Annotated in this window: 15 protein-coding genes; 10 read left to right on the top strand and 5 right to left on the bottom strand. The window is 39.3% G+C overall.

Features of this window, described 5'->3' with window-relative positions; genetic code table 11:
• Positions 1-156 precede the first annotated feature (156 nt).
• The 6 genes from ABDW32_RS21190 to ABDW32_RS21165 all read left to right on the top strand — a co-directional run bounded on the left by ABDW32_RS21190 (position 157) and on the right by ABDW32_RS21165 (position 7710).
• Entirely contained in the window at positions 157-537 is a 381-nt protein-coding gene (locus ABDW32_RS21190; RefSeq protein WP_343565834.1) for a response regulator transcription factor, read from the top strand.
• On the top strand, positions 530-1666 hold the full coding sequence (locus ABDW32_RS21185) for a HEAT repeat domain-containing protein (protein WP_343565833.1): 1137 nt from the start codon (positions 530-532) through the stop codon (positions 1664-1666). The genes ABDW32_RS21190 and ABDW32_RS21185 overlap by 8 nt, the downstream gene beginning before the upstream one ends.
• A gap of 30 nt (positions 1667-1696) precedes the next feature.
• On the top strand, positions 1697-3133 hold the full coding sequence (locus ABDW32_RS21180) for a glycosyltransferase family 2 protein (RefSeq protein ID WP_343565832.1): 1437 nt from the start codon (positions 1697-1699) through the stop codon (positions 3131-3133).
• Between the two features lie 4 nt (positions 3134-3137).
• Complete coding sequence (locus tag ABDW32_RS21175; RefSeq protein ID WP_343565831.1) at positions 3138-4667, top strand: YaiO family outer membrane beta-barrel protein; 1530 nt, start codon at positions 3138-3140, stop codon at positions 4665-4667.
• Between the two features lie 13 nt (positions 4668-4680).
• The gene (locus tag ABDW32_RS21170; protein ID WP_343565829.1) at positions 4681-6879 is read left to right on the top strand and encodes a DUF4838 domain-containing protein; all 2199 of its coding nucleotides are present in this window, start codon (positions 4681-4683) and stop codon (positions 6877-6879) included.
• Between the two features lie 114 nt (positions 6880-6993).
• A complete protein-coding gene (locus ABDW32_RS21165; RefSeq protein ID WP_343565828.1) occupies positions 6994-7710 on the top strand; it encodes an MIP family channel protein in 717 nt (238 codons plus the stop codon).
• A 97-nt stretch (positions 7711-7807) separates the two neighbouring features.
• Here the strand turns inward: ABDW32_RS21165 and ABDW32_RS21160 are convergent, their stop codons facing one another.
• The gene (locus ABDW32_RS21160; protein ID WP_343565827.1) at positions 7808-8833 is read right to left on the bottom strand and encodes an aminotransferase class I/II-fold pyridoxal phosphate-dependent enzyme; all 1026 of its coding nucleotides are present in this window, start codon (positions 8831-8833) and stop codon (positions 7808-7810) included.
• Between the two features lie 483 nt (positions 8834-9316).
• On the opposite strand from ABDW32_RS21160, the gene ABDW32_RS21155 reads away from it, so the two are divergent.
• A complete protein-coding gene (locus ABDW32_RS21155) occupies positions 9317-9835 on the top strand; it encodes a VOC family protein (RefSeq protein WP_343565826.1) in 519 nt (172 codons plus the stop codon).
• A 467-nt stretch (positions 9836-10302) separates the two neighbouring features.
• On the opposite strand, the gene ABDW32_RS21150 is transcribed toward ABDW32_RS21155, so the two are convergent.
• Entirely contained in the window at positions 10303-10965 is a 663-nt protein-coding gene (locus tag ABDW32_RS21150; protein ID WP_343565825.1) for an Imm19 family immunity protein, read from the bottom strand.
• 193 nt (positions 10966-11158) lie between these two features.
• Here ABDW32_RS21150 and ABDW32_RS21145 point away from each other — a divergent pair, with 193 nt between their 5' ends.
• On the top strand, positions 11159-12259 hold the full coding sequence (locus tag ABDW32_RS21145; protein ID WP_343565824.1) for a hypothetical protein: 1101 nt from the start codon (positions 11159-11161) through the stop codon (positions 12257-12259).
• 32 nt (positions 12260-12291) lie between these two features.
• Here ABDW32_RS21145 and ABDW32_RS21140 read toward each other — a convergent pair whose 3' ends face one another.
• The gene (locus tag ABDW32_RS21140) at positions 12292-12816 is read right to left on the bottom strand and encodes a hypothetical protein (RefSeq protein ID WP_343565823.1); all 525 of its coding nucleotides are present in this window, start codon (positions 12814-12816) and stop codon (positions 12292-12294) included.
• Between the two features lie 71 nt (positions 12817-12887).
• Positions 12888-13406 carry a hypothetical protein gene (locus ABDW32_RS21135; RefSeq protein WP_343565822.1) on the bottom strand — a complete coding sequence of 173 codons (519 nt, stop codon included), beginning with the start codon at positions 13404-13406 and terminating at the stop codon, positions 12888-12890.
• 124 nt (positions 13407-13530) lie between these two features.
• Between ABDW32_RS21135 and ABDW32_RS21130 the strand changes: the two genes are divergently transcribed.
• Positions 13531-14352 carry a hypothetical protein gene (locus ABDW32_RS21130; protein WP_343565821.1) on the top strand — a complete coding sequence of 274 codons (822 nt, stop codon included), beginning with the start codon at positions 13531-13533 and terminating at the stop codon, positions 14350-14352.
• Between the two features lie 3 nt (positions 14353-14355).
• Here the strand turns inward: ABDW32_RS21130 and ABDW32_RS21125 are convergent, their stop codons facing one another.
• Positions 14356-15690 (bottom strand): GH1 family beta-glucosidase, encoded by a 1335-nt coding sequence (locus ABDW32_RS21125; RefSeq protein WP_343565820.1) that lies wholly within the window; start codon positions 15688-15690, stop codon positions 14356-14358.
• 482 nt (positions 15691-16172) lie between these two features.
• Here ABDW32_RS21125 and ABDW32_RS21120 point away from each other — a divergent pair, with 482 nt between their 5' ends.
• On the top strand, positions 16173-22061 hold the full coding sequence (locus ABDW32_RS21120) for an MG2 domain-containing protein (RefSeq protein WP_343565819.1): 5889 nt from the start codon (positions 16173-16175) through the stop codon (positions 22059-22061).
• Positions 22062-22212 lie beyond the last annotated feature (151 nt).

Below are 22212 nucleotides of genomic sequence, written 5' to 3'. Positions count from 1 at the left end.
AATTTGCAATAAAGTCAGTTTTTTGTCATTTTGTAAAATAAGCCGTGTAAAAGTAGGGTTTTAAACCGTTTAAAACGTTTTGTAGTGCTTATACTACAAGCTGTTTTCATTTTTTTCTTGAGCTTTGTTTCACTATGAAAAACTAATTGTACTATTATGTGGAACGAAAAGAAAAGAATTCTTATTATCGAAGATAATGAGATTCTATTAAGTACCATGCAATTTGTCCTTCTACGAGAAGGCTATGACTTGTTGCTTGCTAAATCAGGGAAAGAAGCACTAGCGCTTGTTTCCGATGAGACGATTGATTTAGTGATTACAGATCTGGCTTTACCCTTTGCCAATGGGTATGAAATCATCGACCGTATTCGGAAAAGTAGCATTAACAATGGAGTTCCTGTAATCATTATTTCAGGCTATCGAGATGACAACAGTATTGTCGAGGGTTTTGAGGTTGGGGCAAATGATTACATTAAGAAACCTATATCACCTTCTGAACTTATTTCCCGCGTCCGTTTAAGAATAGGTCATGCTTAGCATACTTAACGATATCATCCATGTTGTCCGTACTTTCTTTGAAGGCAGGGGATGGCCACTATTGGTTACTGTGGCGCTGATATTGAGCGTATTATTCTGGACATGTTGCCTTATCGGAATCACAATATTTTACTATCGAGACTATCGGTATCGGATTTGTTATTCACGAATTTATCCAATTTTAAGGGATTTTATCTATGAACAGGTTCTGGTGGAAAACAATGTTAGTCATTTTCCAATAGACAAGTTAGGACTGAATTTAGAGAAGAGATTGGAGGTTAAAGTTGTACGCAATATTTTACATGAATTTATAAGGACGATTGGCGGGGAAAAAGGGCGCAGTATGCGGAATTTATTTAACGAACTGGGGTATGATAAAGAGGCGCAATATGAAATCAGGCATGAAGCAAAACACATGGTTCCTATGATCCGATCTTTAAATGATTTGGCACTGATGAAAGTTGTAGTACAGGAAAGTGTCTTGGACAAATTGTTAGCAAGCCCAAAGATCGAAATTCGCGTAGCAACTTTTCGATACCTATTACAGGTGCAAGGGAAACAAGCTTTTGACCGGGTGTTTAACCAGCTTGAGGGAATCAATGAATTGCATGCTGTTGATATCTATCAAACTGTAGTGCTGACAGATTATTTTGGAACGTATTCTTTCTCGCAATGGTTGGATGAATCCAAAACATTTGCGGTAAACAAACTCTTAATGGATCTGATGGTATATTATCAGGAGCTGGAGCCTGGTCAATTATGGAAATTAATTGTAGCGAATAAAGATATGAATACAGTTATAAAAGCTGTTAACTCATTGGGAAAATTGCTTGCGAGGGAGAGCGAGCAGCAACTACGCGATTTATATGATCAGCATCAGAGTCTACATCTCCGAATTGAAATCCTAAAGGCCATTGGTCGACTGGGACAAGGCAAGTCGCTTGATTTTTTAGCTAATATTTTTGAGAATTCAGAACTGCCAATCAAACTGCGTAAACATGCGTATCGATCTTTAATCACTCAAAAACCTTATAGTACAATGTATTTGCGAAGAATAAATGACAAAGCGGATGCGACGAACACTAAGCTTATACGCTATATAACGAATCCGATGGTTCATTATATTTAATTGTTCTATTGACCATTAAAGAAGCTTATTATGAAAGATTTTATTTCATCTATAGAATATCTGTTTGGCTGCTATTGTCTCCTGCTTTTGATTGTGTACGTTTTGTTGTTCCGAATGTCCTCGATTTCAATCCGAAAAAATTTACGCACGCGAAATTCAAGACTGGTGCAAACCCTGATGGAATCGGAAATTGCTCCTGGCGTGAGTATTGTTGCACCAGCTTATAATGAGTCAGTTACGATCGTCAATAATGTGCGTTCGTTGATGACACTTTTTTACTCGCGATACGAGGTTGTCATCGTGAACGATGGTAGCAAGGATGACACTTTGGAAAAATTAATTCGTGAATTTGACCTCTTAAAGATAGATTTCCTGGTAGATTATTTAGTTCCTTGTCAGGAGATCAAAGCTATTTATAAGTCAAGGGATATTTCCCATAAAAGATTAACGGTTATTGATAAAATCAATGGGGGGAGTAAGGCTGATGCCGTTAACGCGGGCATAAATGTCGCTTCTTTTCCATACATCTTAAATACAGACGTTGATTGCGTGCTTGCCAATGATACACTAGTTCAGTTGATGGAGGCTGTATTGGATTCAAAGGAACGTGTTATAGCGGTTGGTGCAACATTAAGGATGTCTAACTCAAGTTATGTAGATGCGGGCATGCTCGTCGAAGTTGCTTTGCCCAAAGCTATTCTCGCACGATTCCAGGAAATGGAGTATATACGATCTTATCTGCTCGGTAAAATGGGCTGGAATTATCTCAATTGTATTCCCAATGTATCTGGAGGCCTTGGATTATTTGATAAAGAGATCCTTATTGCTGCAGGTGGTTATGACTCACATTCATTAGGAGAGGATATGGAAATGGTGACAAGAATGTGTATGGTTATGTGCGAAAATCATCAAAAATATACGATTAAATATATCCCCCAAACTTTATGCTGGACGGAAGGTCCTGATAGTCTAAAAATGCTAACACGTCAGCGCATTCGCTGGGCACGTGGATTAATGCAGATAATGCGGACCCATCGCAAAGCTTTCTTTAATCCAAAATATAGACAGTTTGGCCTGATTGTATTTCCCTATAATGCCATTTTCGAATTTTTCGCTCCCATAATGGAGATTTTGGGCATTGTTTTTTACATCTATCTTATTGCAACAAATGGAATCAATTGGCCTATGGCCATATTACTATTGATATTTGTATATATGTTTTCCGTATTCTTAACCAGTTTTTCGATTTTATTGGATAATTATGTTTATAAGTATTATAAAAGGCGACAAGACATTATTCGTTTATGCCTGACCGCATTTATAGAACCTTTTGTATACCATCCTATTATTGTGTATAGTTCAATGAAAGGCTATATACAAGAGTTGTTCGGCAAGAAGCATGCCTGGGGCGATATGAAGCGTAAAGGAACGCTAGCCCCTGAACCGTCAATTGGGACAAAAAAATAGAAAAATGAACAAGTTATTATATATCCTCTTTTTTTTCCAGTTATCTTGGATAGCACCTCTTGAGGCGCAGGTAATTTGGAATAATAAAAAACATGATGTGGACAGTTTGGTTCCCCAGGCCGTACGTTACCTACGTGAAGGCAAGCTGGATCAGTCTATTATGTTGAGCCGTACAGTACTCGCAACCTATCCAGATTATACCGACTTTACTTATATCCTAGGATTGAGCTATCAAAAAATGGGAAAGTTTGACTGGGCTATTCCGAATTTTGAATCAGTATTAGCCAAGGATGCGAATTACAAGGATAGTTATTTGCCGCTAGCATTATCATACGAGCGCGTGGGCGATTGGTTTCGTGCTAAACAGGTATGGCAGCGTGCTTTGCAGCGTTTTCCGAAAGATACAGCAATTACAGAGGCCTATCGGGAATTTAAAGCCAGGGAGACTCTTTATATAAGTAGCTATCAGATGGATGATTGGTACAAAAAAGGACGTGAAAGTATCGCTAGTGGGGATACTAGCAAAGTTTTCTCGTATGCGGATAGTATGGAAAATTTAACTTCGAACGACAATCGTTCCTTGTATTTACGCTCCGCCGCCTTTATGTTAAATAAGGAATATAATAAAGCTAAATCTACTTATGAATTATTGAGGAGCAGAGGGGATAGCAGTGTATTTGTTCGTGAGCAGCTGTCAAATATTGCTGCAGCAAACAAAGATTATGTTTTGGCTTTGGACTATATCGAACCGCTTCGAAGGCAATTCCCTGACCATACCGATTACGGACGGCTATCCAGGGTATACCGGGAAAATTTGCCTTATCATTTCTATCTTGGTCTAAATCATATGCAGAGTGCACAAGACAGACCCAATGGTCATTTTTTTATTTCAGGACTAGAATATGGCCAACGCCTCAATAAAAAGGATGTCCTTATCGGTCAGTTTAATTACGGAAACAGACGCGGTGATAAAGGTTACCAGGCGGGATTGGATGCCTGGATAAATTATGGACCAAGCCTTTACGCTTATCACCACATTGCCTGGGCCGATGGCGCAGTGTTTCCCACCTGGAGGGCAGCTTATAGTATTTATCGTGAAGCAGGCAGCTGGCTTTTTGATGTTGGTGGACGCTATGTCAGGTCAGCGGATCATATCAACAACTATGGGATGGTAGCTTCCGCTGGCCGATATATCGGTCCAACTTTCATTTATTTAAGGGGATTTTTATTGCATGACGCGAAACGGTGGAATCAAGCGTATTCATTGAGCCTAAGACATTATTATAACTCTGAGAAACCGGATTCGTATGTGACGATAATTGGGAATATCGGAACCTCGCCTGATGATCCGTCCCGTTATCAATTCTTGAATAACAGTTATGGTTTTTTGTCCAGGTCAATTAATGCAGGTTGGCAGCATCGTATAGATAGCTGGGGATTTACGCTGATGGGTGGATGGAGCTATTATAAGGTGGCTGAAGGCACATTTATGAATCAGTATGATCTGAATCTTTCCCTGAAGAAATATTTTTAAAATGTGGAAGTATATGTTAAGCTTGCTTTTTTGTGCATCAGTAGCCTATGGAAAAGAGCGAATTCAATTGGTAAAAGATGGTGTAGCCCAATATGTTATTTGTGCTGATCAGCAAAATGCCTTCTTGTCGCATGCTGCTGCAGTGATTAATAATTATACAGAACAGAGTACGGGTACAAGCTTTGATTTTAAGGCTTCTGATCAAAGTAAACCTGCAATCATATTGGAGCAGGTCGCTATCAACAGCGTATATCCCGAAGACAGCTATTCCATACAGTTTAGCCAAAATAATTTGTACATTAAAGGCAGTGGCCGCGGGGTAATTTATGCTGCTTATCGCTATGTACGGGAAATCCTTGGTGGTCGCAAATGGTATGCTGGAAAAGAAAATACCAGTATACCTAAGCTGCAAACAGTGTCGGTAGATGCTGACTTCCATCTTTTTGCTAAACCGCGTTTTACATATCGAGAAATATATTTCCCGGTGGAACTGGATCAGTCGTATCTCGATTGGTATGGTTTACATAATCTTGAAGAAAAATGGGGCGATTGGGGGCATACCTTTAATAAAATCCTACCACCCGATAAATTTTTTAAAACACATCCGGAATATTACTCCCTATATCACGGCCGTCGTCAACCCACTCAGCTTTGTCTTTCTAATGAAGCTGTTTTCGAACATACAGTCTACTATTTTAAAGAAAAAATGCGTGAAAATCCCTCAGCGACCTATTGGTCGATTGCCGCAAATGATGATTTAGGGAGCTGTACATGTGACCGATGCCAAGCTGTAGATAAGCTTGAAGGGGGGGCGCAAGGCTCCTTGATACGTTTCGTAAATAAGGTAGCTGCAGTATTTCCAGACAAGAAGTTTACCACATTGGCATATTTGGAGACCGCAAATGCACCGGCTCATCTCCGGGTCGCAGATAATATAACTGTAATATTGAGCAACATTGATGCTTTCCGTCAATATGATCTAGCGAATGAGCCATCAGCAGCAGTTTTTCGTAAACAATTGCGAGATTGGAAAGCCAAATCTGCACATGTTTTTGTCTGGGATTACCTAACTCAATTTACCAATTATCTGGCACCTTTTCCTATTGAAGGAACATTGCAAAATAATCTGACCTATTTAGAACATGCAGGAGCAGAAGGTCTTTTTCTTCAAGGTGGCGGCGCAAGTTATACCGATATGGCTGAGCTTAATGCCTACCTCTTGGCTCATTTGGTCTGGGATGCTAATATTTCTGCTGATATGCTTATAAAGGAATTTGTACAAGGATATTATGGGAAAGCTGGTCTTCTGGTATATGAATATCTTCAAGCAAGGCGAAAAGCACTACCCCCAGCTGCATCTGCACTTTCTATTTATGGCAATCCGATTGACAATAGAGGAGATTTTCTAAGCCCGGCTGCGATGGACCATTATAGTAACCTGCTGGCGAAAGCCGAGGCGCTGGTAGAAGGCGACACGCTGCTGGAACAACGCATTCGACGGATAGGACTTAGTCTAGATTATACTTACTTGCAGCAAGCTAGATTTTATGGCCCCCGTCAACATGGAATATTTGAGGAGATCGACGGGCAATGGGTAGTTAGGCCGCTTGTCAGACGGAAAGTACAACAATTTGTTGAAGATGCTAAAAAATTAGGTGTTTTGGAGCTTTCCGAAGGCGGGGCAACCCCAGACCAATATCAAGATGAATGGGAAGATATATTTGCAGCTGGACTGCGCCTGAATAAAGCGTCAGCTGCGCAAATAAAGATGCGGAATCCTTTCGACCCTTCATTTCCGGCAAATGGTATAAAAACATTGACTGATAGTGTATCAGGATATTCGGATTATAGCTATAACTGGTTACTATGGACCGGAGAATCGATGGATATTACTTTTGAGTTTAAGGAGAGCAGTAAGATCGGTGTTGTTGAGCTTAATTTTTTACAAGATCCGCGACATTGGATTTTTCCGCCTGAAGAAGTTCGTATTAGCACCTCGGTTGATGGGCAACATGAGCAAGAGGTGCTACTGCAGCGAACGGAAACATTGGACGAAGATTATACCGTACAAAAAATCAAATTTAGTACAGCGATAGAAAAGGATGTGAAGGTTGTACATATTGTGGCAAAACCATTCCAGTATCTCCCCGAATGGCGCTATCATCCCAGACGAAAAGTCTCGATGGCTTGTGATGAAATATGGATAGAATAAAATTGTTGAAGTTTGTTTTACGTGTGGATATTGTTCTACAATAATTTTTTCGTTATTCTTCTTTTATATAGAAAATGAGTAAATTAGAGTTAACTAAGTTATAAACAGATTCATATGGAAATTAAAACTTCTTCAAAGTTTGTTGCCGAACTAATTGGAACATTTGGTTTGGTACTGTTTGGTTGTGGCGCAGCTGCTATTGCTGGCGCTAATACCATGGGTGGACTTTCGGGGCTAGGCCTTTTGGGCATTGCGGTAGCATTTGGTCTATCGGTTGTGGTCTTCGCCTATGCTATTGGCGGCATCTCAGGCTGTCATATTAATCCAGCCGTGACAGTAGGGGTACTATTGGCTGGAAGAATCTCTGCTAAGGATGCCATCGTCTATATCATTGCGCAATTTATTGGTGCACTTTTGGGCGCATTTGTGTTGCAACAGATTTTAGGTGGTCAATTAGCTGGTTTTACCGCTGGCGAATGGGCTTACGGATCTAATGGATGGGGGAAAGGTTATCAAAATGAATATGGTACAGCTTCCGCTTTCCTTATTGAAGCAGTTTTAACTTTTCTCTTCCTTTTTGTCATCTTGGCTACAACATCAAAGGTTGGAAACGGTACAATGGCAGGCTTAGCAATCGGATTTACACTGCTTCTGATCCACTTAGTGGCCATCCCGGTGACGGGGACTTCGGTTAATCCCGCCCGTTCCTTTGGTCCTGCAATCCTCGCTGGAGGAAATGCATTAGCACAATTGTGGTTATTTATCGTAGCTCCATTAGTTGGTGCAGCAGTCGCCGCCGGGGTTTGGAAAGCCGTAGAACCAAAAGATTAATTGATTGGAATAAAATTGTAGCGCGCAAGGAAATAACGTATTCTTGCGCGCTTTGTTTATATAGCGCATATCACCATCAAATGATCGTCTTATTTGCTTACGCTTCCTGTAAATCTCTGATAAAAGCCGTCACTTTTTCCTCATCCGTTGCCCATGAGGTGATAAGTCGGATAGCGGCATAATCAGTATTAATATGTTTCCAAATATAGAATTGATAATTCGCACTCAGACGTTCAATAACCTTTTTTGGTAAAATAGGGAATACCTGATTTGTGTTGGATTCTGTCAGAAAAGTATAACCTTTCTCCCGGACTGCCGATGCAATACGCATGGCTAGGGAATTTGCCCGTCGCGCCAGATCAAAATAGAGATTATCTTTAAATAGTTCCAGAAATTGAATCGAAAGGATACGTCCTTTTGCCAACATCGCACCTTTTTGTTTGATGGCATAGTCAAAATCTGTCGCCAATTCAGGTTTATTAAAGACAATGGCTTCTCCTAAAAGTGCACCATTTTTGGTGCCACCGATATAAAAAACATCGGTACACTGGCTAATAGATTCAAGTGTCAAATCGTTATTTTCAGCAGCAAGCGCATGTCCCAATCGGGCACCATCCAAGTACAGCAGCAACTGATGGGATTGACAAAACTCAAAGAGCGCCTTGAGTTCAGCATGCGTGTAAATTGTGCCAATTTCTGTTGAATTTGAAATATAAACTATTCTTGGTTTCACCACATGGGGAGCCAGCGCATATTCGGACAGGAGGTTAGCGATATCTTCAGGTCTTAATTTTCCGTCCACCGTTTCAGTAGTAATGACTTTATGTCCCGTGGCTTCTATTGCACCAGTTTCATTTGCTGCAATGTGTCCAGTTTTTGCACTTATTACCGCCTCGTGGACACGAAGGAGGAATGAAATAACCAGTAAGTTCGTTTGGGTGCCCCCTGATACGAAATGTATTGTTGCGGCTTGATTATTCAATTTTTCTATTAAAACTGCTTTGGCCTCTTGTGCATACTCATCTTCTCCGTATCCTGCTTGCTGTAGCAGGTTGGTTTCAATAAGTTTATCCAAAATGCGGGGATGGGCTCCCTCAGAATAGTCATTTTTAAAGTTGTACATAATAAGTAATTTAGCTCAGCTATCCTTCTAATTAACCAATGCCAATTGCTGCTCTTCCAGTCTTTCACAACTGGATTTTGATTAGAAAAGCGAATTGCTGTCAGCGTTATCAAAAGTATAAATACCTTCTTACTTTTTCCTGTTTTTGAACAAAAAAACATGTTGAATCATTAATTACCTTGTCTTTCGTTAATTATACTAAGGTGTTCCTAAACCAAAGCCACATATCAATATCGTATGACAAACGGCTTTAGTTAAAGTATGCAGCTATTTGAAACTTCATTTTACATCCAAACAAATTGCATAATTACAAAATATTACCGTCAGGGGTGTTGAAATCCATCGTTATAGGCTGCGGTAGAAATTAGAGATTGATACGGACTTGTCATTAAGCGATTATCTGAATGCGATTTGAGAAAATTTACCTGTTGGTTATATAAGGCTTAATCACTACATTAGGTAGCGACAACAACCAATCAAAATATGAAAAGATTTTTTTTTATTGTCAGCATATTGTCCGCGTTTTGCATGGGCTATGCTTTTAATGCAGTGAAGAATAATAAGGTAGAACCAGCAATCAAAAGGGTAACAGGTATTGGGGGGATTTTTTTTAAGTCCAAGGATCCCCAAAAAATGCGCGCTTGGTATGCTGCTCATTTGGGCTTGAATACAAATGAATATGGGGCGGTATTTGAATGGTATCAGGGTGCGGACAGCACTAAAAAAGGTTTTACCCAATGGAGCCCCTTTAATCACAAAACCGCCTATTTTCAACCTTCCGAAAAAGATTTTATGATCAACTTTCGTGTCGAAAACCTCGAATACTTAATTGCTGAATTGAAAAAAGAAGGGGTAAATGTTCTCGATGAAATAGAGACATTTGGCTATGGAAAATTCGCTCATATCATGGATATTGAAGGGAATAAAATCGAACTATGGCAACCCGATGATGTTGAATATGAAAATCTTGGAAAAAGTATGGGTGCGAAAACGACAAAGTAAAAAATGCTTTCTATAGACAATTGGAATCTTTTCTATCTTCTCTTGGATCGATGAAAAGATCGGTCCAAGAGAAAAGCGATAATAGATCCAATGATGTAGGCGATCAGGTCGGACCAGAGAAAGCCTTGACCAAAGATCAATCGTAGTAGTGTATGGCTTCTAATACTGATCAATAATGGATATTGTACCAACTGTAAAAACTCAATTGCAAAGCAAAATACCAGTGAACTTAGCAAGCAAAAGCTGAGGGATCGCTGAAAAAAAATAAACCGACATAACCAATAGGTCATCACAGCATATAAACCATCGCCCCAAGATAAAGGGATACCTGTAATTTTCCGCGATAATAATCCTAAGACTATTGTTGCGCCCATTAAAATCAGGTAGTGAACTCTCTTTAATGTTATCATCGTGATTATGCTTAAATGTTATCATCGTGATTATGCTTATCAAATAAAGTTGGTAGGTTAGTCTTTTTGAACAAACTGCTCCAATATTTTATTCAGTGCGGTGATGTCATCTTTATTGCTCGGATATTGATTTATATTTCTGACACTGTGATTTTGATCATTGGTCAGGCCTAGTGCATTTTGCTGTACAAAACCGTTTGTCATAACTAAGCCACTCGTGATACAACTTGCAATATATGGCGCGTGATCTGCAAGAGTTGGAATAGTTGCCAAATATTTTGCTATAAATGATTGGGTGTCTTGTGCCTGTGCTGCCGAAATACCCAACATTGGCAGAAGTAACAAAAACATAAGAGAGTATTTGCCAAAAGAATTTAGTTCTTCTAAGGTCAGAAACCAGGCTTCAAAATGACCACTTAGATTACCGATATAGCAATCATTGAGAAAGAAAACAATTGCATTTGTACGGAATTGAATATGAATGGACAATTGTTCTGTCAGATCTTCAGCAATATAGCGAAGTACTTCATCAGCTGCATTAGGAGGGAAGAAAAGTTGTTTCCAATTGGCCAAATCTTCCGCATCAATTTGCAGAACACCTTCAAGTGCTTCATCAATATTTAATTCGTTTTCAGTGTCATAGCCGCGGAACCAGCATAAATAATAATACCAAAAGAATACGTTTCCCTCAAGTTCCTTTACTGAAATGCGTTTATCCATATTATACAATTAGATGAATGGCTAAATATAAAAAGAAGTTTATAGAGAACGACGATAAGGGCGAAAAAGCTCTTACAAAAAACGGAGTTAGTAGATTATATATACTGTAGTGGATTTTCCTTGCGGCTGTTCTTTAACGATTTTTGACAGTATTTTAATGACTATTTTATATTTTAGGTCAATAATTTGATTTATGGCAAAAATATTATTTTTCCTATGTGTTTTTTTTAGTTGCAACGCTCTATTCGCTCAGATCCGTATCGTTGATAGTTTAAGTGGCGAACCTGTACCTTTAGTGAATATTTATGCTGAAGATGGAACATTATTAGGTGTAGCAAACGCAAAAGGGGAGTTCATTATGGATTCGCTCAGACAGCATGCAAATGGAAAAATCATATTCCAGCATATTGCTTACAACAATTATGAGGAATCGAGTTCGGAGTTGTTCAAGGAAAAGCTGATCAAATTGAACCCACGTAGCATTCAAATAAATGAGATCGCCATCGCAGATAAGAGTCAGTATGATTATCTGATTTTGAAAGGGTATTTTAGGAATACCACATTTTTCAATAAGCGAACGCGCTATTTCTACGACGGAATTATTGAATATTATATTCCATTGAAAAACAAAAATGGGAAGGTCTATCACCGGATTTTGGATTACCGTATTTTTGAGGACTCTATTGCTACCCAGTATTATAGAGAGGTGATGGGAGACTTTTGGCAATGGAAGCCACATGTGATGCGCATGAAGGCGCAGTCGGTGGCCAATGATCTTCCGTCAAAATTTGTGCTAGTTAAGGATAAGGGGCGGAAAATCATTCGTATAGGAAATTTGAATACCGGATATATCCAAAAAACAGCCCGTGGTGATGTTCAGGTATATTTTGATGTTATTCCACCCAATAGCCAAAAAGAAGTAAGCTTCTTTAAGATCAAAGGGCAGCAATATACCGGCGTAACCATGGAAAATTATTCGCCGACAAATCTCGATCAACCTGAACAAGCCAAGTTGGTCAGCAGGGTGGTCATGAATGTCGGCGCTATTAAGAGAGGTCGTAAATCGGAATTTGTCCCTTTTGATTTTTTGAGCGAGTTCTATACACAGGAACGTCGATTCTTGACGAAAGAAGAATTCAAGGACGTAAAGAAGGAGCTTACTTCAGGTCTTTGGCTCGAATTGAAAAGCCGATATACAACTAAATTTTGGTTAGATAATACTAAATTCGGCATTCCTCCGATGAATCCTTTTATTGAGAGAAAATTCGGCAAAGAACTGCTGGAACTAAAGTAAGTTGGGATGCTGTGCTCTTGCCAAAAACAGGATTACCTATTTCTAACGATAACAGTTTCGTTGTTGTTATTATAACGCAAATGTGCTAGAAGATCCAGCTTTTTCAAGCTTTCTGACAAATCTTTTTGGATTTTTCGGTATCGCCTCTTAGTAATACTTAGTTCAAGCGCTGTAGAAAGCGTTTTCAAACGATTGCCGTCTTCGTCCAATGGATAGATAAAAAAATAACGTGACCGACCCGTATATTTTGTTGAAAATGTTCGATGGGTAAAGGTGTCATAGGTTGGGCCTACGACAAACTCATGATCTATATAGTGAAACGATTGGGGCTGTTGAAAGTTTTGGTGGAGTTCGAGCCGATCTGCATAGATGATTAATCTGGTTCCAAATCTTTCGTAAAGGCAATAGCAAAAATAGAGAAAAGAAAATAAAGCAAAGCCTATAAAAACCAGGGAAAAATCCCTTTCCACAAATATGAAATAGCAAAGACCTACCCAGATGATGAGTGGGGAAATCATATAAAATGTCCATTGATTATTGGGATAGTATACCGTCATATAATATTTTTATGCTATTAAAGGCCTTGGCGTTATTTGAATTACTTAAGGGATGTTAATCTGCTTCAGTTTTAAAGCTTCCTTGTGTAAGACATAGTCTCAATAGGATTGCCAAAGATCTTCCTGCTACCTTTCTCTTGGGTGAAGGATCTGTGCTGAGCGATTTCAGCAGCGATCCCATAAATGATTTGCATATCCTGTTGGGGGTGGATCGTTATGATTAACTGTCCTTGCTGATCGAAGATCTGCAGCTGATTAACCAATGCATGGTTTATCTTCATGTTATAAATATCGTCTAGAGGGATGTCCTGATCCGGTTTCTTCTTTTGTTTGATCAGCATATGCTGAGAATCGATATATACTTCTATTTTGGGGTTAATTAGCTGCAGGATTATAACAAATGGGCCAATAACAATGATTGCGACCAAGAAGCCCAGCAATTTCGCTGAGCCAAAGTTATTGACAGCATCGGCCATCCCATTGATGCCACCGTAGATAAGGCTGAAAATAATAAAAACAATAATCAAATAGCTGAATCCAAAGATTAAGCCTTTTTTAACATTGTGTGATTTAAACTGAAAAATCTTCATAAGTCAAATGTTAATTACTTATCTTCTATCTAATATTCATTAATTGGATAAATATAAATATCTTTATTCAATTAATGATCTAGAAGTGATTAAGAAAGTAATCCTTATTTTAAAGCGCTGAGACTTGAGAAATAGTATTAAAATCGAACGAAAAAAATTAGGTAAAAAGGGAGATTATGCCACTTTGGTTTTGTTTGGCCTTATTTTTTTGTTAGGCTTTCTTTCCATTTTTTGGGATTTGAAATTAGGTATAGTTTCTGTGGTCGGTGTGATTATTACCTATTTTCTGAATCGAAAAATAGACCTCATCTTGTATCTAAAATGGTTTTCCATTGCTTTAGTTCTTTTGGCACTGCTCGCATCCTGGATATTAGAGCTGTCTTTTTGGATGTTTATCCTTCAATTTCTGGCATTAAGTTGTATTCATGCTGTGATAGCTTTAATAGCCGCTATTCAGAATGATCATACGGATATTATTTTTTCAATGAATGCGGATAAGTTTTCTTGTCTCTGTCCTGGAGATGATTATAAAGGGTACGCTCTTAATCCAATGGGGTATTTAAAGCATTTTAAAACAAAGGATATTGATAGTATTCAGCAAGACAGACATGGGTTGCTTATTGTTGTAAAAGGGGAGAGTTTGCGACCACGGGAATTAACAGCATCTGAAATAACACAAATTTTAGCCTACTTCAAAGCCGAGGAGTTTAACCTGGTCGAGGTTATTCCTACTCGTTACATTCATCAGGCTGAGACTGAATTAGCATGGGTGAAAATTCTGGTCTTTGGGGTTCCATGTATGTTAGCTGGTCTTTCGGTTTACTTCCTAGGCGATAACGGACGAAATGCAGTCGTCAGTATGATCAGTATTTTACTGGCCATTCTATTAGTTCCCTTGTTGTTGAAACTGGTCAATAGACGGAAACACCGTCCGGAAAATAAGTAAGATCTATTTTAAGAAATTAGCATACCAGTGACCTGAGGATTTTATAATACGTTGCTGGTTTTGAAAATCTACATACACCAACCCAAATCGTGGCCGATATCCTTCTGCCCATTCAAAATTGTCTAAAAAAGTCCAGACAAAGTAGCCTTTCACATTTACGCCTTCTTCTTTTGCCTGATAGACATGTTGTATGGCTTCCTGCAGATAGTTCAATCTTTTGGGATCATGTACCTGTCCATGCTCAATTTGATCCTTAAAAGCAGCACCATTTTCGGTGACAATCAGAGGCGGCATATTGGGGTAGCTGCTGAATTTTTTCAGCATTTGATAAATGGAACTGGGATATACTTCCCAGTTCATTTCGGTCATTTCAACTTTACGTTCCTTCGCCGTCACGATTTTTGCCTGAAGATAGGGGACAAACATTGCGTAACGGATTATCTCCCGGGTATAATTTTGAATACCAATAAAATCCATATCAAACTTTAAATCGTTCTCATCACCTGGTTTGATGTATTTTTCAATTCGATTGAGAATTTTGATTTCCTGTGTTGGGTAGCCCATACCCAATAGTGGCTCGATGAACAACCTATTGAGTAATACATCGGCTTTTTTTGCCGCAATCACATCTTTTTCTCTTGCTGTGAATGGTTCTACATGGGAGCAGGAAAAAGTGGTACCCACCTGGCTGTCCGGTTGTAAAGATTTTATGATCCTAGCGCCATGGGCTTGTGCTAGTGCAGCATGGTGAACTGCTGCAAGAAAATTGCCCAAGCCTTTTCTTTCCGGGGCATGTACACCAAAGAAGTATCCTGCGGCCGTAAATACAGTCGGCTCGTTGAGCACCATCCAGTTTTTTACCCGATCTCCATAACGGGCAACACAGGTGGATACAAATTCACCAAACCAATCCTTGACATCACGGTTGACCCAGCCCCCCTTTTTTTCCAGCGCGTGGGGGAGATCCCAGTGATATAGGGTAACCCAAGGTTTGATCCCCAATTCCAGTGAGAGGTCGATCAGACGATCGTAAAAGTCCATACCTGAATGATTGGTCTGTCCAATACCATTCGGCAAGATACGACTCCAAGATAGGGAAAAACGATAGTTTGGAATGTGCATAGCTTGCATTAATGCAAGGTCTTGTCTGTAGCGGTTGTAGAAATCACAGGCATGATCGCCATGTTGATTCTGGAATATACGGTTTCTTTTCTTTACAAAGATATCCCATATAGAAGGGCCTTTGCCATGTTGATCATGTGCTCCTTCGATTTGATAAGCGGCGGTAGATACTCCCCAAATAAAATCTTTGCCAAAGGCATCTTTGGTTAAATGCATTTATTGAAATATAGCTGTCGGATGTGTCATCCGACCTGAACATGAATTAATTTTTGTGGAATCTTAATGGTGAATAGAACGAACTGAACCGACCTAAAAAGATTCTAAATATAATCCGTTGGAAAAAATAGTTGATCGTTTTCATAATTGATACATTAACCTGTTGACTGCATTAACTATCCTATTATAAAGGAACGAAACTGATATTAACTGGATATGAATTATTTATTAAATATATAAAAAAATATCTACTAACCATTTTGTGATAACTAGCAATCAAATTGTGCGGTACCAATAAGCGGATATCTGCAGTGGATGGAATGATGATTGTTCTCGATTCTTCTTAACCATGTGGATTGGAGAGAGGTCAACATTGAATTCGGTATTATTTATTTTTTTTAACGATTATGGAATCCATTTATTTACTGCATCCTTTCAGAAAAAAAATGCTCATATTTAGTAGATATTTAGCGTCATATTATATGAAAAGATACATTTGGTTATTGTTGACATGTCTCCCGATCTGGGGATTTTCGCAGGAGCTTAAGCCAGGCAAGGTGGAGCCAAAGTGGGATGAGGTCGAAAGGCTGATTGCAATTAAGAACTTCACACAGACATTGCCCATATTGGCAGATATTAAAGCCGAAGCTCGGCGCACTGGAAACCAGGCCGAATGGGTACGTGCATTTTTAGCGGAAGGGAAAGTGCTGGAGGTAAACCAATCTGAAGATTCCGCTTTTTTGCGTATCCAGAAACATTTTGAAGACAATATTCGGGTTGCCGAAAAGCTGGATAAATCGGTTCTCCAAAACTTTTATGCACTTTATTTATTTTCAAATATCAACCGATATGCAAGTAAAAGCCAGAACAAATTTGTAGCAAAAGATGCAAAAGGTAAAATCGGTATGATCGATTCTATTTTTTGTCTATCAATTTCGGACGTAAACAGTTTAAGTGCGGAACCTATAGCGCGCTGGAAGGGGCTGTTTGTCGAAACACGAAATATGAGCCTGAATCCCACTCTTTACCATTTTTTAGGTTATCAATATCTGGATTTTTTAAATACATTAAAAGCTACTAATGCGGCTGATAAGGATAAACTTAAAAAGCAATTGTTGGCAATCAGCACCAAGAATGATTATCTAGATGCAAGCAGCTATATCATGTCTTATGATTGGAAATGGAATAATATCGAAGAGCAGGAAGGCGACTACCTGGAGCATATAAAAACCTATAAAAGTGACTACAACGCATTTTTACTGTATCGGTTGGCGGCAAGTTTGAACGACATCGGGAAAAAGACAAAGGCAATTACATATCTTGAACAAGCGTTAAAAGAATATCCAAAATCGCCCTGGATTTCGAATGTAGATAATTTGACGAAGGAAATAAAAAAGGCTCTCATCCAACTAAATCATAAGAGAACGACGCCGACGGATGAATATACTCCTTTACAGGTTAACCACACGAACGTGGATACGTTATATATCAGGGTTTATAATACTAGTCCTACGCCTAAGTCTGCAAAGGACTTTAAGGTAAAATATGATTCTGCAAGTTATCAGACTACAGTAAATGCGGCATTGGTCTACGAGGAACAGGTGGCATTGAAAGCCTTTAAGGATTATACGACGCACAATACTATTTATAAAATTAATCCCCTTAACGCTGGTACCTACACGATTTTGATCGGTAATAATAAATCATTTCAAGATAATGGTCAGGATCGGGATGTGGCTGTTTCTCAGCTGATTGTTTCTGATGCATTTTTGTCTGGAAGTATAAATATAAAACCTCAAAATGAATTTGTCTATACGGGTTTGCTATTGAACCGGAAAACGGGCGCTCCCTACGCAAATGAAATGGTGGAACTTTATCAATTGAGAAATAAAGCCCTGCCTAAACTGATCACGCAATTAAAGACCAATGCTGCGGGCGAGTTCAATTACAAATCTACCTATTCTCCCAAAAATGCTGCCTATTTACATAATCAGATGCTGTTGCTTCATGGGGAAAAAAAGATGATTCCTTTGGATCAGCAACAAAATAATGTTTATTATGAAGATCGTATGAGGTCTGTAGAGGAGAGCAATAAAAGAACAAATATGCGTGCGCTCAGCTTGACGGATAGAGCCATCTACCGTCCTGGGCAAAAAGTCTATTTTAAGACTATTCTTTACGATGATCATGTACAACAGGGCAAAGTCCTGGAAAAGCAAAATGTGAAAATCTATCTTCAGGATGCCAATCGTCAGAAGATTGACTCGATCGGTTTGACAACCAATCTTTTTGGGTCTGTCCATTCGAGTTTCCAATTGCCATCAAAGGCATTGAACGGAAATTATAATCTATTGGTTTTTCACGAATCTAAACAGCTTGATCAGCAATATTTTCAGGTTGAAGAATATAAACGTCCAACATTTGAAGTAACTTTTGAGTCAAACAAGTTCACCTATACTTCGAAAGATACAGCGGTGTTCGTTGGCAAGGCGGAGAGCCTTTCGGGTGTTTCGCTAATTGGCGCGGTAGTGAAGTATAAAGTTTCGTTTTATAATGCCAAGGAAGGAAAGGATATCGTTTATAGTGATTCTACCACAACCGTGGATGCCAAGGGAAACTTTACGATACGGGTATCATTGATGGGTCGTCAGTTTTCCGGATTGAAAGATTATGTATTGGTCTACCAGGCTGAGGTAACCAATCAGACAGGGGAGATGCAGATGGCTTCTGGAAGTTATACCTATTCGTCCCGTCCATGGCAGCTCCAGATTCAGGTACCGAATCTGATGGAAGAGAAAAAATGGCGGGATGTTACCATTTTAAAGCAGAATCAAAATGGTTTTCCACTGAAATTCAACGGAAAGGTCAACATTTATAAATTGGAACAGGCAAGCCTCCCGCTGACAGATGAATATCGGGGAAGTTTCGCAAGGGCGGAGTACCACCTGCTTTCAAAAGATCTTTATAGCAAGTATTTTCCGCTTTATTTCGATCCGGCTTCGCTCGAAAAAGAAGAGAAAAAAATTAAAATTGCTAGCTATGATTTTGATAACGCAGATACAAGCAAGATCATACTGGATTCATTACAGTTTGATTGGGGACGATATCAGATCGAAGCCATCAGTATACAGGAAGGGGATACGGTGCGCGCTATTAGCTACACTAGTCTATATCGGTCGAGAGATAAGAAACTAAGCGACCAGCAGTTTTTCTCCTACCAGTTGGATAAAGTCAAATACAAAATTGGCGATCAGGTTACTATCAATATGCAGACGGATGTTAAAAATGCCAGAAAACTACTACTGTTTCGTGAGCGGGCTTCGCAGAAATTAGAGACAAAGGTATTAAGCTGGAATGATGGTCGTATTGCCTATCAATTTGTGCTGACAGAGCAGGATGTCGTGGGGCAACTGCAGCTGAATGCATTATTTTTGGTTGATAATAAGATGACGCTATCCCATATTGTTGTTCCTATTGCACAACAAAATAAGGAACTAACAATCCAAACCAAGACATTTAGGGATAAAATAACACCCGGTCAAAAAGAAAAATGGAGTTTTACGGTAAAACAAGAGGATAAACCAATCGCGACCGAGGTATTGGCGACAATGTATGATGCATCTTTGGACGCATTCGCTAGCCACGCTTTAGGTTCTTTTCAATTTCGTTATCCGTATTATCCAAGATCAAATAACTACTATATTGTAAACGCTTTTCAACAGCAAACCTATTCAGGTAACATTTTTACTTCGAATTTCTATGGAGCTTATGCAGATAATCGGCGCGATGAAATTTACAACTATGAACTATTGTCAGCCCGCCGGGGCTTCATTGGAAATTCCCTGGAACAGGATGCCACATACGAGGAGTTGATCGACGAGCAAGCTTATAGGATGACATCGGTCATGTATGATGAATTACGGGATCCGAGTCTCTTTCGTGAGGTACTCCAGACACGTGTGAGAGGGGTGTCTACGGTGGCAAAGCAGTCAAGTCCTTTACCGGCTTCGGCAATTATGTATGAGCCGAAAGTTGAGGGGGATGCAGCAAACGCCGAATATATGGTGGTAAATGAGGAAGTAGCTCAGTTTGGAATGGGCAGTGGTCGGCCAGCTGATGGAGGGGTGGACTTACCAGCGGATAAACAGCTACAACATATTAAAGCTCGAACTAATCTACAGGAAACTGCTTTCTTCTATCCCAATTTGTATACGGATGAAGCAGGGAATATCAGTTTTGAATTTGATAGTCCCGAAGCATTGACGAAGTGGAAATTGCTGCTTTTCGCGCATGATCAGCATCTGGCATCAGCTAGCGGGACCTATTTTACACAAACCCAAAAGCAGTTGATGTTGCGTCCGAATATTCCACGCTATTTTAGAACGAATGACCAGCTAACGATCAAAGCACAAATTCAAAACCTGAGCAAAGAGCCTATTCAGGGGAATGCAAAAATAGAGCTTATCGATCCACGAAATAATCAAGTGATTTCAGCTGCTTTCCAGATCGATTCAGTACTAAAAAACTTTAGTGTCGAGCCATCCAATAACAGCACAGTGGAATGGTCTTTAACAATTCCAGCAGAATATCCGACGATACAGATTCGTATCGTTGCAGCTGGAGGCGAGTTTTCCGATGGTGAGATTATTGAAATCCCCATACTGCCAAATAAGATACTGATTGGTGATTCAGAGAAGATTGTCCTAAAAGGTGGAGAATCCAAAAATTTCGCGGTAAAGGGAAGTACGAAGGACAATCTCATGGGGAGAATCCAGGTACAAAGCAATCCCATTTTAGAAATACTCTCCGCACTGGACTATCTGAAAAATTACCCTTACGAATGCAACGAACAGTTGAGCAGTAAGTGGTTTGGTCTCAAGATGGCTCAATATATCCAGTTGCATTATCCAGCAGTGGCAGCCTACTTCAAGAAATTGAATGTCGATGTAACAAAAGGCCGATTGGAAGAGAATAGTGGTTTGAATGAGTTCAAAATGGAAGAAATGCCCTGGCTACGTGACATACAGGGTGATGCCGAACGATTGAAGAAAATTGCTACGTTCTTTGGAACAGATATACAAGCGGAAATCAATGCTGTTGAACAAAAAATACGAAATAATCAATCCTCAGATGGTTCATTTTCATGGTTTGATGGGGGAGAGCCCAATACTGAAATTAGTATCCGTATGCTGGAAATCATTGGAAAGGTGCTCTATTTGGACAAAACCTTGGTCAATAGTGATATCCGTGCAATGGCCTCAAAACTTACCCAATATCTTGACCGGGATCCTGTTATATTTTCGCCCAAGACCAGTGCTGATGTGGGAATAGACTATTTGTATGCACGCAGGTATTGGACTGAATTTAATCCTTTACCAAAGGATTCCCTTCAGATATTGCAACTCAAATTGGTCAGTTCTTCGTTAAGTAGCGCTGGTCGTAGCGCGGGGTTGGCTGCAAAAACATTGATTGTGAGTCAGATCTTCGGTCAGGGCAAGCAGAGCACGGAGATCAAGAATAGACTTGATCAGGAAGCGATTGTCGATCTACAAAAAGGAATGTACTGGAAAAGTAACGAAAATCAATACAATAAGATCAGTTTACAATCTTATCTGGTGGAAGCTTACAAAATAAACAATCCAGCTAAGCTAGATCAAGTCACCCAATGGATCTATTATAATAAACAGGTCAATCATTGGTATAATACCTGGATGACTGTAGATGCAATATACGCACTGTTACAGGCCAACAACCCAAAAGACTTTGTTATTGAAAATACGGTACAGATCTCGATTAACAACAAAAAGGCCGAATTGAGCAATACTGTTTTGGGCGAAGTCAGTAAGCAGTTCGATAAAGTTGATTTGCAGACCGATCTCGATATTCAAGTTCAAAATCATAACGAAAGAACGGTTTATGGAGCTGTGGTTCACCAGTATTTTGCTGATCTTGATCAGATAAAATCAAGTACAAATGCACTTTCGGTTCAGAAAGTATATCTAGTGGAACGAAAAGGACAATGGATAGAATCCAAGGAGGCCAAATTGGGGGAACGTATCAAAGTTAGGATTACGGTAATCAATGATGAGCCAATGCAATTCATTCATCTGAAAGATAGCCGTCCAGCGGGTGTAGAACCGGTGTATAGTCCTTCTGGATATCAATGGCGGAAGAACTATTATTTCAGCTCGAAAGATGCTTCGACAAATTATTTTATGGATCGCTTGCCTAAGGGAAGATCCATTTATGAGTATGAGGTTAAAGCGAATAACCTGGGGACTTTTAATTCCGGAATTACAACAATAGAATCTATGTATGATCCTGCTGTTAACGCAAGAAGTGCGAATATAGTATTGACTATTGTACCTTAATTGTTAAAAAAAGAACCTAATAAAAAGGCTACTATTGGAAATTTCCAATAGTAGCCTTTTTATTAGGTAATATACCCTGTAACTACACTCATTGGATGCTTTAGTTTGATTTTAATACAAAGGACGAATGAGGAGCTAGAAGATCGATGTT

This window comes from Sphingobacterium sp. (assembly GCF_039596235.1).
Taxonomy (GTDB): domain Bacteria; phylum Bacteroidota; class Bacteroidia; order Sphingobacteriales; family Sphingobacteriaceae; genus Sphingobacterium.
This window is presented reverse-complemented; position numbering and strand designations above follow the sequence as displayed.